This is a genomic window from Allokutzneria sp. NRRL B-24872 (assembly GCF_002155965.1).
Taxonomy (GTDB): domain Bacteria; phylum Actinomycetota; class Actinomycetes; order Mycobacteriales; family Pseudonocardiaceae; genus Allokutzneria.
Map to the genome: position 1 here is coordinate 92,213 of NZ_MUMH01000006.1, position 15,004 is coordinate 107,216.

Below are 15,004 nucleotides of genomic sequence, written 5' to 3' on the forward strand. Positions count from 1 at the left end.
GCTGACGATCACGGAGGCAGCTGCCCCGACCATTCCGGCCACCGAACACGACACGGACGACGCGATTAACGCGGGTTACGGCCGATGCCGGTCGTGCCGCTGCAACAACTTCTCCGGTCTCAGCTCGTGGTGCAGCCACATCGGCTGCGCGCACCACTTCTCCGCCCACGAGTAGGCCCACCAACTCGATATGTGCGGAGAGCGACGCGGTTCGCCGACGTGTCGCCGGCGTCAGGTGTCGCGGTGCCGACGTGGCGGATGCTGGTGGAGTTCTGGACCGCCGCCCACGACGAGCTGCGCGCCCACGCCGCATCCCTGGCCGAGCAGTACCGGCAGTCGTGCGCTCCCTCACCGAAGCGCACGACTGTGTGCTGCGCCTGCCGAGACTCCTCAGTGCCGGTGGACGACTACCAACCGGTTTCGGACGGGGACTTCCGCGACGCGGTCCTCCCGGACGCCGCCGAGGTTCTGGGCCGCGCGCCGCGGTCGCTCGCCGAGTTCCTGACCGACGCCTAGTCGTCCTTCTTCTTGGACTTCAGCAGGACCTTGGTGGTCTTCGGGACGACGGACCCGGCCGCGGGCTCCTGGGTGACGACGACCCAGTTCCTGTCGTTGATCAACAGGCGCTTGCGGCCGGTCGCGTCCTCCTCGGCGAGGTTGCGCAGACCGGCCGCCTGCATCGTGTCCTGAGCCTTCTGGTGCTCCATGCCGACGACGTTCGGCACCGTCACATCACCTGAGACCACCGGCGCCTTGGCCACCGTGGTCGTCGTCGCCGTGGTGGTGACCGGCGCCGGTGGTGACTCGGTGGTCGGCTTGCACCCCACCAGAGCGATGACGGACAGCACGGCGACAGCGGACTTCCTGATCATGCGACCCCCCTTGGTCGACCTCAGGAGCCCCCGTCGCCCAGCCCCTTCTCCCTGGCCCACGCCTTCAGTTCGGCCTCGGCCTCGTCCCGGCTGAGCGGTCCCCGGTCGAGGCGCAGCTCCTTGAGGTGCTTCCAAGCCTGGCCCACCAGCGGGCCGGGGGACAGGCCCAACAGGCTCATGATCTCGTTGCCGTCGAGGTCCGGGCGGACCCGGTTGAGGTCCTCCTCGGCCGCGATCCTGGCGATCCGCTCCTCAAGACCGTCGTAGGTGCGCTGCAACGCGCCCGCCTTGCGCCGGTTGCGGGTGGTGCAGTCCGCGCGCACGAGCTTGTGCAGCCGCGAGAGCAGATCACCCGCATCGGTGACGTAGCGGCGAACCGCGGAATCGGTCCACTCGCCCTTGCCGTAGCCGTGGAAGCGCAAATGCAGATAGACCAGCTGCGCGACGTCCTCGACGATTTCCTTGGAGTACTTCAGCGCGCGCAGCCGCTTGCGCACCATTTTCGCGCCGACCACCTCGTGGTGGTGGAAGCTCACGCCGCCGCCGGACTCGAAACGCCTGGTCGCGGGCTTGCCGATGTCGTGGAGCAGCGCGGCAAGGCGCAGCACCAGATCCGCGCCGTCCTCTTCGAGGTCAATCGCTTGATCAAGAACAACCAGCGAGTGGTGGTAGACGTCCTTGTGCTGATGGTGTTCATCGATTTCCAGCCGCATCGCGGGAACTTCTGGCAACACGTGGTCCGCGAGACCCGTGTCCACCAGCAGTTCCACGCCCCTGCGCGCATGCTCGCCGCAGAGCAGCTTCGACAGCTCCGCCTGCACGCGCTCAGCGGTGACGCGGTTGATCTCCTCGGCCATCCCGCGCATCGCCTCGACCACCCTCGGCGCGACGTCGAAGCCGAGCTGGGCGACGAAGCGGGCGGCGCGCAGCATGCGCAGCGGGTCGTCGGCGAAGGACTCGTTCGGCGGAGCCGGGGTGTCGAGCACCTTCGCGGCCAGCGCCGCACGACCGCCGTGCAGGTCGACGAAGCGGTGCGCGGGCAGCTCGACGGCCATCGCGTTGACGGTGAAGTCCCGCCGCAGCAGGTCGCCGTCGATGGTGTCGCCGAAGACGACCTCGGGGTTGCGGCTCACCCGATCGTAGGTATCGGCGCGGAAGGTCGTGACCTCCAGCGTGCTGCCGTTCTTGACGATGCCGAGGGTGCCGAAGGCGATCCCGGTGTCCCACACGGCGTCCGCCCAGCCCGCGACGAGGCGCTGCACCTGCTCAGGACGCGCGTCGGTGGTGAAGTCCAGGTCGTTGCCCTCGCGGCCGAGCAGCAGGTCGCGCACGCTCCCGCCGACGAGGAACAGCCGGTGGCCAGCCGCGGCGAAGCGCTCGGCGAGCTCGTCGGCGAGCTGGGCTATCCGAAGCGGTTCCACGGGGGCGTCCTGCTCGGTGGTTGCGGAGGGGGCTGCTGGTCCGGACACGAGAAGCGAGCATATGGCAGTCCGCACGCTCGTTTCGCGGCTCGTCATGACCGCATCGCCCCGCCACTACCATCGCCGGTATGCCTCCCCCTTCCGGCCGTTCCGGCGGTACCAAGCCGGGTCGACGGAACCGACGGACCCCCAAGCGGCCCCTGCGGACCGTCGACGAGGTCTCGGCAGGGGGGCTCGTGCTGGACCCCGACCGCGCGCACGCCGCGCTCATCGGCAGGCTGGACCGCAGGGGGCGGCTGCTCTGGTCGCTGCCCAAGGGCCACATCGAGGCCGGTGAGACCGCTGAGCAGGCGGCGGTGCGCGAGGTCGCCGAGGAGACCGGCATCAGGGGCAGGATTCTGATGCCACTGGGGACCATCGACTACTGGTTCGTCGCCGAGGACCGGCGAGTGCACAAGACCGTCCACCACTTCCTGCTGGAAGCGGTGGGTGGAGAGCTTTCCGATGAGGACGTGGAGGTCACCGAGGTGGCGTGGGTGCCGCTGGGTGAGCTGGACGCGCAGCTCGCGTACGTCGACGAGCGCCGACTGGTGCGCCGGGCGGCCGAGTTGCTGGGTGAGGGTCAGGAGTCGGCGTGAAACGCCTGTTCGCGGCGCTGGGAGTGGCCGCTTTTCTGCTCGGTACGACGCCGCTGGCGCACGCGCAGCGCGGGACCGGTGACAACGGTGCCGACGTGCCCAAGCACGGCAGGCTCGAACTCGACGCGATCTCCCCGAGGGTGGTGACCTCGGACACGACGGAGATCAGGGTCACCGGACGGCTGACCAACATCAGCGACCGCAAGGTGAGTCGGATCGAGGCGCGCGTCCAGGTCGGCCAGGCGCTGGCCAGCGACGACAAGGCGTACGCCGCGCTCACCAGCACGGTGGCCACCGACCAGTCCTCGCGCTGGTCCAAGGTCGCCGACGCGCTCGACCCCGGTCAGAGCGCGCGGGTGGACTTCACCGTGCCGTTGGACGCGCTGAAGATCACCACGCCCGGCGTGTACCCGATGCTGGTCAACCTCAACGGCTATCCGGAGTACGGCGGCCAGACCCGGATCGCGGAGAGCCGGATGCTGTTGCCCGTGCTCGGCACCTCCGGCGGGGGAGCGGCACCGCCCGCGGCACCGGCGACGATCACCGTGCTCTGGCCGATCACCGACAAGCCGCACCTGCTGTCGGCCTTCGACTCCTACCAGGAGAAGCGCAAGGTGCTGCGCAACGACGAGCTCGCCAAGGCGTTGCAGCCGGGCGGGCGGTTGTCGAACCTGGTCGAGGCGGTCGAGGAGGCCGCGCCGAAGAACTCCACCGTCGGCACCTCGCTGTGCTTCGCCATCGACCCGGACCTGATCAGCACCGTGAGCGCGATGACGACGAACTACGCCGTCCGCAGCGGGGAGCAGATCGTCGAGCGCTCGGCGTCGGCCGCCGCGAAGCAGTGGCTGGACCGGCTCAAGGACGTGGTGCAGGGCCGCTGCGTGCTCACGCTGCCCTTCGCCGACGTCGACCTGGTCGCGCTGTCCAGGGCCGGGCTGACCGACCTGGAGAAGCTGTCGCGGGAGAAGGACTCCATCGTCACCGAGGCGTTGAGCGCGGTGCCGCTGCAGCACGTCGCGTGGCCCGCGGACGGCGTGCTCGACGCCAGGGCGCTGGCCGACCTGGACGAGACCGTCGTGGTGATGGACCAGCGCGGGCTCCAGCAGAACCCGCCCGCCCACCAGCCGGTCCGGGTGACCGCGGCCAAGGAGGGCGTGCAGACCGGCCCGAGCGTGCTGATCGCCGACCCCATCGTGAACACCGCCTTCGAGCGGGCGAGCCAGAGCGGTTCGCTGCGCATGCAGAACGCCCTCGCCGCGATCGCCTACCGGGCGGGCGCGGTCGGCAAGACCGGCGGCACCGTGCTGGTGACGCCGCCGAGGCGGTGGACGGAGTCCGCTGAGGAGCTGACGGCGCTGCTGCGCGCGACCGGGCAGCTGGTCGAGGGCGACCGGCTGGCGAAGGCGAAGCGGCTGACCGAGCTGGCCGCGGTGTACAACCCCGGCCGCACGGTGCCGCTGAACTACCCGCCGCCCGGTGGCGCGCGGGAGATCTCCCCCGAGCTGACCAACAAGGTGCTCGACGCCCGCAACACGATCCGCGACATGGTCAACCACATGGAGGAGGACCCGGCGCGCAAGGTCCGGCCGAGCGCGCTCACCGATCCGCTCCAGCTCGGCCTGCTGCGCGCGATGTCCTCGGCGTGGCGCACCGATCCGGCGGGCGGGGCCGGGGCCAACGCCGAGGTCCTGGACCAGGTCGCGGCGCTGACCAGCAAGGTCGACGTGGTCGAGCCGCCGACCTCCTACGCGCTGGCCTCCTCGTCGAGCCCGCTGCCGCTGACGCTGCTCAACGACCTGCCCGTGGTGATGAAGGTCCAGCTGAACTTCTCCGACACCCCCGGCCTGCGCACGGAACCGCTTGAGGAGAAGCTCGCGCCCGGCGGCGGCCGCCAGGTCAAGGTCACCGCCGAGGTGAACCGCTCCGGCCAGTTCACCGTCGACGCCTGGCTGACCACGCCGAAGAAGGGCATGGTGCTCGGCAACCCGAAGCGCCTGACCATCCGCTCGGCGGCCTATGGCAGCGTCACCCTCGGCATCACCCTCACAGCGGGGCTGCTGATGGTCGGGATGATGGGCAGGCGCGTGTACAAGCGGCTGCGCTACGGCCCGACGATGAAGAAGCCCGTCGAGGACATGAACGAGCGACTCCCGCAATCGGAAGGCACGTGATGACCGCCAGCACGACCGGCGCGAACGGTCCGGCACCCCTGCCGGCGAAGCCAGAACCGTCGCTGGCCAAGACCAGCGGTTCGATGGCGATCGCCACCCTGGTCAGCCGGATCACCGGGTTCGGCTCGCGGGCCATGCTGCTGTGGATCATCGGCTCGGGCGTCATCACCGACTCCTACAACGCGGCGCTGACCGTCCCGCTGCAGATCTACGAGCTGCTGCTGGGCGGGGTGCTCACCAGCATCCTGGTGCCGCTGCTGGTGCGCGCGCAGAAGGACGACGCCGACGGCGGGCTCGCGTACACGCAGCGGCTGCTGACGATGGGGCCGATCCTGGCGACCGGCGCGGCGATCGTCGCCGTTGCCTGCGCGCCGCTGCTGACCCGGATCTACGTCGACGGTTCGACCAACGTCGCCAACCCGGAACTCGCCACCGCCTTCGCCTACCTGCTGCTGCCGGAGATCGTGTTCTTCGCGATCGGCGCGCTGTTCATGGCCGTGCTCAACGCGCGCGGGGTCTTCGGCCCCACGGCGTGGGCGCCGGTGATGAACAACGTCGTCGTCGTGATCACTCTCGGTGTCTACGCGCTGCTGCCCGGCGAGCTGACCCTCGACCCCGTGCGGATGACCGACGCGCACCTGCTGGTGCTCGGCGTCGGCACCACGCTCGGCATCGCGGTGCAGGCGTTCGTCATGCTCCCGGCGATGCGCAGGGCCGGGGTGCGCTTCCGCTGGCGCTGGGGCTGGGACAAGCGGCTCACCGAGTTCGCCGGGCTGGCCGGCTGGACCTCGCTCTACGCGATCTTCGGCATCATCGGCATCGTGGTGAACACCCGCGTCGCCACGGCCGCAGACAACGGCGCGCTGACGCAGTACAGCCTGGCCTGGCAGCTGTTCCAGCTGCCGTACGGCATCCTCGGCGTCTCGCTGCTCACCGCGATCATGCCCCGGATGAGCCGCAACGCCGCCGACGGCAACATGAAGGCGGTCGTCGGCGACCTCGGGCTCGGCACCCGGCTGATGGCGCTGATGCTGGTCCCGGTGAGCGGCGCGCTGACCGTGATCGGCGGCGACATCGGCGTCTCGATCTTCAACCTCGGCAAGACCAGCTACGAGCAGGCGTACAGCCTCGGCTCCACGCTCGCCGTCTCCGCGTTCGGCCTGCTGCCCTACGCGGTGAACCTGTTGCAGATGCGCGTGTTCCAGTCCATGAAGGACGCGCGAACGCCCGCGCTGATCATGCTGATGATGATGGCGTTCAAGATCCCGGCGATCCTGCTCTGCCCCAAGCTGCTCGCCCCGGACGACGTCGTGCTCGGCCTCGCCGTGATCAACTCGGCGACCTTCCTGCTGGGCTGGGTGATCGGCGACATCTGGCTGCGCATCAGGCTCGGCAGGCTGGAGACGGCGAAGACGCTGCGCAGCGTCGCGCTCGCGGTGTTCGCCACGGTGATCGGCGGCGCGATCATGTTCAGCGCCTCGGTCCTGGTGGACTGGATCGTTCCGATCGGCTCGTCGAACTACTGGTACTCCGTGGTGTCGCTCATCACAGCGGGACCACTCGGTCTGATCGCGACCTTCGCAGTCCTTGCGGCACTGGACATCGAGGAGCTCCGCCCGGCGCTCAGCAAGATCGGTCGCCTCGTTCGCCGCAAGTGAACTCGGCTTTTCACGTACCCTGAGTGACGACTGAGCTGACCGCGCACGCAGGGGCGACAGCCGTCCTTGACGGCGCGCGGCAAGAGGGAGAGTGCGGGGTGACTGGCACGCCGTCCGAGCACAAGGCACCGCGTCGGGAGGCGACCGGTGCCCTGCTGCCCGGTGCCTCGATCGCGGGTGGCCGCTACCGGTTGCTCACGCGCATCGGCTCCGACGACCGGGTGCCCGCGCAGCTCTGGCGCGGCAGGGACAACTCCCTCGGCAGGGACGTCGCGCTCACGCTGCTCGTCGGCGACCCCCGCGACCCCGACAGCGCCGCCCGCGCGCGGCGCACCCTCGAACGCTCCATGCGCCAGGCCGGTTTTTCCCACCCCGGCGTCGCCCGCCTCATCGACGTGCTGTGGCAGGGCAACGGTCTCGACCCCGCCGAGGGCCTCTACGGCATCGTCGTCGCGGAGTGGACGCAGGGCACCGACCTGATCGACCTCGTCGCCGAGGGGCCGCTGCCCGCAGGCACGGCGTCGAAGCTGCTCGAACCGCTGGCCGCGGCCGTGGAAGCCGCGCACCACAACGGTCTCGTGCTCGGCACCGACCACCCGATGCGCCTGCGCGTGACGGCCGACGGCAAGCTCCGGCTCGCCTTCCCCGGCCCGTACCCGGAGGCCGACGCCCGCCAGGACGTCCGAGGGCTCGGCGCCGCGCTCTACCTGCTGCTGACCGGTCGCTGGGCGCTGCACGAGGGCACCAACGGCCTTCCCGCCGCTCCCACCGGCCCTGACGGCACCGTGGTCTCCCCGAGGACGCTGCGCCCCGCGCTGCCGCACGAGATCTCCACGGTCGCCGTGCGCAGCCTCGTGGACACCAGCATCGGCGGACTGCGCACGGGCGCGGCGATCCTGCGCGTGCTGGAGCAGACCGCAGCCGACGAGGCCGAGGCCGCCGCCCTCAAAGCGGAGGAGGAGCGCCTGGCCGCGGAGCGGGTGGAGTCCGCCGACGAGATCGCCAAGACCAAGCGCGGTCGCAAGCGCAAGCTCGCGCTGAGCTTCACCGCGCTCGCCGCCGCGACGGTCGGTGTCTTCGCCTGGCTGGCCTTCCAGGTGATCGGGATGTTCCAGCAGCAGCCCAGCCACTCCGGCCCCACCGTGGCGTTCAGCCAGACGCCGGGGGCGAACCCGCAGCCAGGGGGAGGCGGCAACGCCCAGCCCCCGGTCAACCCGCCCAAGCCGAGCGGTCCTGCGGCGGTCGCCTCGGTGAGCGTCTACAACGTCTCCGGCGAGCCCGACAACGTGAACCGGATCAAGCGCGTGATCGACGGCGACCCGCGCTCCAGCTGGAAGACCATGACCTACCGGCAGCCGTTCCCCGCGCCGAAGCCCGGCGTCGGCGTGATGGTCACCTTCGACGAGGCCGTGAAGCTGGCCAAGGTCGTGGTGGACTCCCCGAGCGACGGCACCACGGTCGAGGTGCGCAGCGCGACCTCCGACGACGCCAGGCTCGAGGACACCAAGGTGATCGGCTCGGGAACGCTCGCCTCCGGCGACACCGAGATCCAGCTGAACCCCGAAGGCAGCACCAAGTACGTGCTGCTCTGGATCACCGGGCTGGCGGGCAGCGAGGGGCGCAACGTCTCCGAGCTCTCGGAGCTGACGTTCCTCCGGGCGGAGTAACACCCGGGAGGGTGAAAGGCGTTTCACGTGGAACGTTATCCTCGCGGCGTGACAGCCGCTGCCAGTACGGACGGTGCTCTCATCGCGGCACACGCCGCGGGTGATCCACACGCTTTCACCGAGTTGGTGCGCAGGCATCGGGATCGGTTGTGGGCGGTTGCCCTGCGCACCCTCCGCGATCCGGAAGAGGCGGCCGACGCGCTCCAAGAGGCGTTCATCTCCGCCTTCCGCGCCGCCGGCTCCTTCCGCGCCGAGTCCCAGGTGACCACCTGGCTCCACCGGATCGTCGTGAACGCCTGCCTCGACCGCATCCGCCGCCGCCAGGCCAGACCGACCGTGCCGTTGCCGGAGGCGGGCCCCGGCGAGCCCGCGGTCAGCCGGGACGCCATGGCCGACCGGGAGACCTCGCTCGCCGTGCAGTCCGCGCTCGCGGAGCTGCCCGCCGAACAGCGGTCGGCCATCGTGCTCGTGGACGTCGAGGGTTACTCCGTCGCCGAGACGGCGAAGATCCTGGGCATCGCCGAGGGCACGGTGAAGAGCCGCTGCGCCCGGGGCCGGGGGAAACTGGCCAAAGTGCTGGGGCATCTGCGGAACCCCGACGCGGGTGAGGGCGTCCCACTTGATGGTCGAGCCAGGCAGGCGCGGCGCCACGGGGAGGGAAGATGACCGGCAACGAGGGGCGTTCACGGACGCCCGATGGACCGCCGTGGTCCGTTGACCTCCTCGCTGACCTGCACGCGGGTGTGCTCGACGGTGACGTCGCGGCCGATCTGCGGCACAGGGTGGCGCAGGACCCGGAGGCCCGCGCGGTGCTCGCCGCGCTGGACGCGACGACCGCGGACCTCGCGGCGCTGCCTCCGCTGACCATGCCGCCAGCGGTCTCCGCCCGCATCGAGGCGGCGATCCAGAACGAGGTCCGCACCGCCATGGCGAACGTCGGCCTCCAGGTTCCCGCCGCATCGGAGGTGGTAGAACAGGCGCCCCAGGGCAACCCACAGGGCAACGTGGTCTCGCTCGACCTCGCGCGGCGCAGGCGCAGGAAACAGCTGGGCTGGGGTGGCGGGGTGCTCGCGGCGGCCGCGGCCGTCTTCGGGATCGCGATGATGACCATCCCCGGTGGCACCACCGTCGGAACCCCGCAGGCGCAACCGGGCGCCGGTTCGAGTTCTTCCGCACCTGGGCCAGGGGACGGGCCCATGACGCTCAAGGACTCCGACCTCAGCTCGATCCCGCCCGGGGTCGCCGGCAACAACGACCTCGGCCCGCTCAGCGACAAGGCCAGGCTCACGGCGTGCATGCAGGCCAACGGCTTCCCGGCCACCACGGCGCTGCTCGGCGCTCGCCAGGTGGTGCTGGACGGCAAGCAGGGCGTGCTGCTGATCCTCGGTGACCCGGTCACCGTCGGCAGGCAGCGGCTGCTCGTCGTCGGCCCGAACTGCTCGACGAGCACGCCGGACAAGATCGCCGAGAAGACCGTCGGGCGCTAGTCCTGTCGCCGTTCACTGTGACGTGAACGGCGGCGGGAACAGCCCCACCTAGGATCGCGTTGAGCCCGAGTACCGGGAGATGAGCAAGACGCGGAGGCCCTAGGTGAGTGCAGACGTCCGAAACCTGATCATCGTGGGTTCCGGCCCGGCCGGGTACACCGCGGCGGTGTACGCGGCGCGCGCCCAGCTGGACCCGCTGGTGTTCGAGGGCAGCCAGTTCGGCGGCGCGCTGATGACCACCACCGAGGTGGAGAACTACCCCGGCTTCCGCGACGGCATCATGGGCCCGGACCTGATGGAGCAGATGCGCGCCCAGGCCGAGCGCTTCGGTGCCGAGCTGCGCGCCGAGGACGTCGAGGAGATGGACCTGACCGGTGAGGTCAAGACCGTTCTGGCCAACGGCGTCCGCTACCAGGCCCGCGCGGTGGTCCTCGCGATGGGCGCCGCAGCCCGCTACCTGCACGTCCCCGGGGAGCAGGCGCTGCTCGGGCACGGTGTGTCGGCGTGCGCGACCTGCGACGGGTTCTTCTTCAGGGACCAGGACATCGCGGTCGTCGGCGGTGGTGACTCCGCGATGGAGGAGGCCACCTTCCTCACCCGCTTCGCCAAGTCCGTGACGATCATCCACCGCCGCGACGAGTTCCGGTCCTCGCGGATCATGCTGGAGCGCGCGCGGGCCAACGAGAAGATCAAGTGGCTGACCAACGCCGCCGTGACCGAGGTGCTCGGCGAGAGCAGCGTCACCGGCGTCCGCGTCACCGACACGGTGACCGGCGCGGAGTCCCTGCTGCCGGTGACCGGCCTGTTCGTGGCGATCGGGCACGACCCGCGCAGTGAGCTGGTCCGCGACCAGGTGGACACCGACTCCGACGGCTACGTCGACGTGCGGCACCCGAGCACCGCCACCAAGATCGACGGCGTCTTCGCCTGCGGCGACCTCGTCGACCACACCTACCGCCAGGCGATCACGGCGGCCGGTTCCGGCTGCTCCGCCGCCATCGACGCCGAGCGCTGGCTCGCCGAGCACGCTCCCGCCGAGGAAGCCGTCTCCGCGGCCGCCAACTGACCCACCAGCGACAACACAGGAGAGAACACCATGGCCAACACCGTGACCGTCACCGAAGCGACCTTCGCCGACGAGGTCCTCAAGAGCAGCAAGCCGGTGCTGGTGGACTTCTGGGCGACCTGGTGCGGGCCGTGCAAGATGGTCGCCCCCGTGCTGGAGGAGATCGCCGCGGAGAAGTCCGAGCACCTGACCATCGCCAAGCTGGACATCGACGCCAACGCGGGCATCGCGCGGGACTACCAGATCATGTCCGTGCCGACGCTGATCCTGTTCAAGGACGGCCAGCCGGTGCAGAAGATCGTCGGCGCCAAGCCGAAGGCCGCGCTGCTCAAGGAGATCGCCGACCACATCTGAGGTCGTGAGCTGACAGCCGCCGTGCAACCCCGGCCCACCCAGATCCGTCTTAGTTGGGTGGGCCGGGGTTCGCGCGTCGTGGGCGTCCGGCCACTCCCCGTAGCCCGAAGAAGGCCGCGCCGGGAAGCAGGGCACAATATGACTTTCACGATCCGCGCCGCGACTTTCGGCGCCTGAATACTGAGCGAGGGGTGCATGCTGCTGCTCCGCCGCGGTGACGACGGTCCTGCCGTTGCCGAGATCCGAGCCACCCTCGTCACGCTGAAGCTCCTGCCCCCCGCGAACGGTTCCGGCCCCTCGGACGTCTTCGACGGCGCCGTCGAGCACGCGGTGCGCACCTTCCAGCAGCAGCGCGGGCTGATCACCGACGGGATCGTCGGCCCCGCCACCTACCGCGGTCTCTGCGACGCCCGCTGGCGCCTCGGCGACCGCAACCTGGCCTACCTGGTGTCCAACCCGATGTGCGGCGACGACGTGTACGCGCTGCAGGAGCGGATGCTGGAGCTGGGCTACAACGCCGGCCGCGCCGACGGCGTCTTCGGCAGCCAGACCGAGCACGCGCTGCGCAACTTCCAGCGCGACTACGGCCTGGTCGTCGACGGCATGTGCGGGCCGGGCACGCTGCGCGCGCTGCGCCAGCTGTCCCCGCGCGCCCGCGGAGGCCGCCAGGTGTTCCTGCGCGAGCAGGAGAACCTCCGCAACTCCGGCCCCAGGCTGCGCGGCAAGCGCATCGTCATCGACCCGGGCCACGGCGGCCAGGACCGCGGCGTGTTCGTCGCCGGAGTCTCCGAGGCCGACCTGGTCTGGGACCTCGCGCGCAGGCTCGAGGGCCGCATGGTCGCCACCGGCATGGAGGCGCTGCTCTCCCGTGGCGAGCAGGTGTGCCCGGCCGAGGCCGACCGCGCCCAGTTCGCCAACAAGGCGGGCGCGGACCTGTTCCTGTCGCTGCACACCGACGCCAACCGCTCGCCGCTGGCCGAGGGCGTCTCCACCTACCACTTCGGCACCGGTCAGGGCACCACGTCGTCCACGGTGGGGGAGGCGCTGGCCGGTTTCATCCAGCGCGAGATCACCGCGCGCACCGGCATGCTCGACTGCGACACCCACCCCAAGACCTGGGAGACGCTGCGGCTGACCCGCTGCCCGGCGGTGCGCGTCGAGGTGGGCTACCTGACCAACGAGAACGACCGCCGCAGGCTGCTCGACCCCGCCTTCCGCGACATCGTGGCCGAGGGCATCCTGGTGGCCGTGAAGCGGCTCTACCTGCTCGGGGAGAACGACCAGCCGACCGGCACGTTCACCTTCAAGGACCTGCTCCAGTACGAGCTGGCCAAGGCCGACTGAGCCCCTGACAGCAGAGCACCTGACAGCACGAAGAAGCCCCCGACCTCGTGGCCGGGGGCTTCTTCACGTGAGGGGGAGCCTCAGCGCAGGCTGGACTCGCCGATCGTCGCGGTGCTGGTGATGCTGACCTCGCCGAGCAGCCGCTCCAACGCGGCCTCGACGTCTTCCTTCCAGGTCAGGCCGGTGCGCAGCTCCAGGCGCAGCCTCGGCCAGCGCGGGTGCTCGCGCACGGTCTTGAACCCGACGCTGACCAGGAACGCGGCCGGGATGACGCAGGTGTCGACGTCCTTCTCCTGAGCGCGGCCGAACGCCTCGATCGCCTTCACACCGCGACGGGTGAGGTCCTTGGCGACGGCCTGCACGAGCATCCGCCCGAGCCCGGTGCCCTCGAACTCCGGCAGCACCTTCAGCGAGGTGAGCATGACCGCGTCCGGGCTGACCGGGGCGGTGGGGAAGGCGGCCGCGCGCGGGACCGCGTTCGGCGGCGCGTAGAGGACGAACCCGGCGGGCACGTTGTCGCTGTAGGCGATCCGGCCGCAGGAACCCCACTCCAGCAGGACGCTGGAGACCCAGGCTTCCTTCTCGAGCTCGGTCTGGCCGAACTCCTCGGCCTGCTCCTTGATGTGCGGGGCCAGCTCCCAGAACACACAGCCCCGGCAGTGCCGAGGCAGGTGGTCCAGGTTGTCCAGCGTGACGCTGTCGACGCGTCGCGACACCTGACCTCCCCGCAGAAGGACGTCACTCGCCTTCTCCGACGAGAACGCTTACCAGCATAGGCGCGCCGAGCCCACGGCCGAAAGTGACATAACCAGCACGGTGGGGCCGCCCCGACCGGCGTCTTTCTAGACTAAGGCCGACGTTGTCGGTGTGCACGGCCCCAGGGAGCGCCGCATGAACCTACCGGGACAGGGACCTGATCAGCAAAGCAACCCCTCGGTTGTGGCAGCTGCGGGTCGCAGCCTCGACCCGCACGTTCAGCGCTACGCGGCCAGGACCGCCGGGATGACGGCCTCCGAGATCCGCGCGCTGTTCGCCGTCGCCAGCCGCCCGGAGGTGGTCTCGCTGGCCGGTGGCATGCCGTACCTGGCCGCGCTGCCGATGGACGCGCTGGCCACCGACGTGGCCGAGCTGATCGCCACCGAGGGGCAGCAGGCCCTCCAGTACGGCTCCGCCCAGGGCATCCCGCGCCTGCGCGAGCAGATCTGCGAGGTCATGGCGCTGGAGGGCATCTCGGCGCACCCGGACGACGTGGTGGTGACCGTCGGCTCGCAGAGCGCGCTGGACATGGTGACCAGGATCTTCTGCGACCCGGGCGACGTGGTGCTCGCCGAGGCCCCGTCCTACGTCGGCGCGCTGGGCACCTTCACCGCCTACCAGGCCGAGGTCGTGCACGTCGAGGTCGACGACGACGGCCTGATCCCGTCCGCGCTCAGCGCCGCGCTCGACGCCGTGCGGGCCAGCGGCAGGCGGGTGAAGTTCCTCTACACGATCCCGAACTTCCACAACCCCGGCGGTGTGACGCTCTCCGTCGAGCGCCGCCCGGAGATCCTGCGGATCTGCGCCGAGCACAACGTGCTGATCATCGAGGACAACCCGTACGGGTTGCTCGGCTTCGACGGCCAGACCTACCCCGCGCTGCGCGCCAGCGAGCCGGACAACGTGGTGTACCTCGGCTCGTTCTCCAAGACCTTCGCGCCGGGCCTGCGGGTCGGCTGGGCGCTCGCCCCGCACGCGGTGCGGGAGAAGCTGGTGCTGGCCGCGGAGTCCGCGACGCTGTGCCCGCCGACGATCACCCAGGCCGTGGTCTCGGCGTACCTGACCAAGCACGACTGGAAGGGCCAGATCAAGGTCTACCAGCAGGCCTACCGCGAGCGGCGGGACGCGATGCTCTCCGCGCTCGAGCAGCACCTGCCCGCCGGCTGCACCTGGACGAAGCCGGACGGCGGCTTCTACGTGTGGCTGACCGTGCCGGAGGGGATCGACACCAAGGCCATGCTGCCGAGGGCGGTCACCCAGCGCGTGGCCTACGTGCCGGGCACGGCGTTCTACGGCGACGGTTTCGGGACCAGGCAGATGCGGTTGTCCTTCTGCTACCCGACGCCGGAGCGCATCCGGGAGGGCGTGCGGCGGCTGGCGACGGTGCTCGAAGGCGAACTGGAACTGCTGCGCACCTTCGGTACGGTGACAACGCGCCAGGTCAGCGGCCCGCACTCGCCGTCGCCGGACACCGCCTGACGCGGAGTTGTCCACAGCTGCCCACCGCCTGCGGGCAGTTGTCCCCAGTTTGGGGTGGAGTTGTCCACAGGCTTGTCCACTGACATGTCAG

Annotated in this window: 14 protein-coding genes; 11 read left to right on the plus strand and 3 right to left on the minus strand. The window is 70.4% G+C overall.

Annotation, left to right across the window (positions count from 1 at the left end; all coding sequences use genetic code 11):
* Positions 1 to 219: 219 nt before the first annotated feature.
* Positions 220 to 516 (plus strand): hypothetical protein, encoded by a 297-nt coding sequence (locus CCN37_RS01180; RefSeq protein ID WP_143261358.1) that lies wholly within the window; start codon positions 220 to 222, stop codon positions 514 to 516.
* Here the strand turns inward: CCN37_RS01180 and CCN37_RS01185 are convergent.
* Both CCN37_RS01185 and CCN37_RS01190 read right to left on the minus strand, forming a co-directional pair.
* Complete coding sequence (locus CCN37_RS01185) at positions 513 to 872, minus strand: PASTA domain-containing protein (RefSeq protein WP_086818714.1); 360 nt, start codon at positions 870 to 872, stop codon at positions 513 to 515. The two genes, CCN37_RS01180 and CCN37_RS01185, sit on opposite strands and share 4 nt — an antisense overlap.
* 20 nt (positions 873 to 892) lie before the next feature.
* Positions 893 to 2,389, minus strand: a complete 1,497-nt coding sequence (locus tag CCN37_RS01190) for a CCA tRNA nucleotidyltransferase (RefSeq protein WP_086818715.1) — start codon at positions 2,387 to 2,389, stop codon at positions 893 to 895.
* 32 nt (positions 2,390 to 2,421) lie between these two features.
* Between CCN37_RS01190 and CCN37_RS01195 the strand changes: the two genes are divergently transcribed.
* The 9 genes from CCN37_RS01195 to CCN37_RS01235 all read left to right on the plus strand — a co-directional run bounded on the left by CCN37_RS01195 (position 2,422) and on the right by CCN37_RS01235 (position 12,678).
* Positions 2,422 to 2,931 carry an NUDIX hydrolase gene (locus CCN37_RS01195; protein WP_086818716.1) on the plus strand — a complete coding sequence of 170 codons (510 nt, stop codon included), beginning with the start codon at positions 2,422 to 2,424 and terminating at the stop codon, positions 2,929 to 2,931.
* Positions 2,928 to 5,102, plus strand: a complete 2,175-nt coding sequence (locus CCN37_RS01200; protein WP_086818717.1) for a DUF6049 family protein — start codon at positions 2,928 to 2,930, stop codon at positions 5,100 to 5,102. The genes CCN37_RS01195 and CCN37_RS01200 overlap by 4 nt, the downstream gene beginning before the upstream one ends.
* Entirely contained in the window at positions 5,102 to 6,760 is a 1,659-nt protein-coding gene (gene murJ, locus CCN37_RS01205; protein ID WP_086818718.1) for a murein biosynthesis integral membrane protein MurJ, read from the plus strand. Before CCN37_RS01200 ends, murJ begins: the two co-directional genes overlap by 1 nt.
* Positions 6,761 to 6,858: 98 nt before the next feature.
* Positions 6,859 to 8,427, plus strand: a complete 1,569-nt coding sequence (locus CCN37_RS01210; protein WP_086818719.1) for a protein kinase family protein — start codon at positions 6,859 to 6,861, stop codon at positions 8,425 to 8,427.
* A gap of 48 nt (positions 8,428 to 8,475) precedes the next feature.
* A complete protein-coding gene (gene sigM / locus CCN37_RS01215; protein WP_086818720.1) occupies positions 8,476 to 9,093 on the plus strand; it encodes an RNA polymerase sigma factor SigM in 618 nt (205 codons plus the stop codon).
* Positions 9,090 to 9,914, plus strand: a complete 825-nt coding sequence (locus CCN37_RS01220; protein WP_086818721.1) for a hypothetical protein — start codon at positions 9,090 to 9,092, stop codon at positions 9,912 to 9,914. The genes sigM and CCN37_RS01220 overlap by 4 nt, the downstream gene beginning before the upstream one ends.
* Before the next feature lie 103 nt (positions 9,915 to 10,017).
* Positions 10,018 to 10,980: a thioredoxin-disulfide reductase gene (gene trxB, locus CCN37_RS01225; RefSeq protein ID WP_086818722.1), complete on the plus strand. Its 963-nt coding sequence runs from the start codon at positions 10,018 to 10,020 to the stop codon at positions 10,978 to 10,980.
* A 30-nt stretch (positions 10,981 to 11,010) separates the two neighbouring features.
* Positions 11,011 to 11,334, plus strand: coding sequence for a thioredoxin (gene trxA / locus CCN37_RS01230; RefSeq protein WP_086818723.1), 324 nt, complete (start codon positions 11,011 to 11,013; stop codon positions 11,332 to 11,334).
* A 195-nt stretch (positions 11,335 to 11,529) separates the two neighbouring features.
* Positions 11,530 to 12,678 carry an N-acetylmuramoyl-L-alanine amidase gene (locus CCN37_RS01235; RefSeq protein WP_086818724.1) on the plus strand — a complete coding sequence of 383 codons (1,149 nt, stop codon included), beginning with the start codon at positions 11,530 to 11,532 and terminating at the stop codon, positions 12,676 to 12,678.
* Positions 12,679 to 12,758: 80 nt separating this feature from the next.
* Here CCN37_RS01235 and CCN37_RS01240 read toward each other — a convergent pair whose 3' ends face one another.
* Positions 12,759 to 13,394 (minus strand): GNAT family N-acetyltransferase, encoded by a 636-nt coding sequence (locus CCN37_RS01240; RefSeq protein WP_086818725.1) that lies wholly within the window; start codon positions 13,392 to 13,394, stop codon positions 12,759 to 12,761.
* A gap of 175 nt (positions 13,395 to 13,569) precedes the next feature.
* On the opposite strand from CCN37_RS01240, the gene CCN37_RS01245 reads away from it, so the two are divergent.
* The gene (locus CCN37_RS01245) at positions 13,570 to 14,913 is read left to right on the plus strand and encodes a PLP-dependent aminotransferase family protein (RefSeq protein WP_086818726.1); all 1,344 of its coding nucleotides are present in this window, start codon (positions 13,570 to 13,572) and stop codon (positions 14,911 to 14,913) included.
* The last annotated feature ends 91 nt before the right edge of the window (positions 14,914 to 15,004 follow it).

Excerpts from the sequence above, each read along its gene's own strand:
- CCN37_RS01235 (WP_086818724.1), top strand. The coding sequence starts at position 11,530 with ATGCTGCTGCTCCGCCGCGGTGACGACGGTCCTGCCGTTGCCGAGATC.
- murJ (WP_086818718.1), top strand. The coding sequence starts at position 5,102 with ATGACCGCCAGCACGACCGGCGCGAACGGTCCGGCACCCCTGCCGGCG.
- CCN37_RS01195 (WP_086818716.1), top strand. The coding sequence starts at position 2,422 with ATGCCTCCCCCTTCCGGCCGTTCCGGCGGTACCAAGCCGGGTCGACGG.
- CCN37_RS01190 (WP_086818715.1), bottom strand. The coding sequence starts at position 2,389 with ATGACGAGCCGCGAAACGAGCGTGCGGACTGCCATATGCTCGCTTCTC.
- CCN37_RS01220 (WP_086818721.1), top strand. The coding sequence starts at position 9,090 with ATGACCGGCAACGAGGGGCGTTCACGGACGCCCGATGGACCGCCGTGG.
- CCN37_RS01185 (WP_086818714.1), bottom strand. The coding sequence starts at position 872 with ATGATCAGGAAGTCCGCTGTCGCCGTGCTGTCCGTCATCGCTCTGGTG.
- trxA (WP_086818723.1), top strand. The coding sequence starts at position 11,011 with ATGGCCAACACCGTGACCGTCACCGAAGCGACCTTCGCCGACGAGGTC.
- CCN37_RS01245 (WP_086818726.1), top strand. The coding sequence starts at position 13,570 with ATGAACCTACCGGGACAGGGACCTGATCAGCAAAGCAACCCCTCGGTT.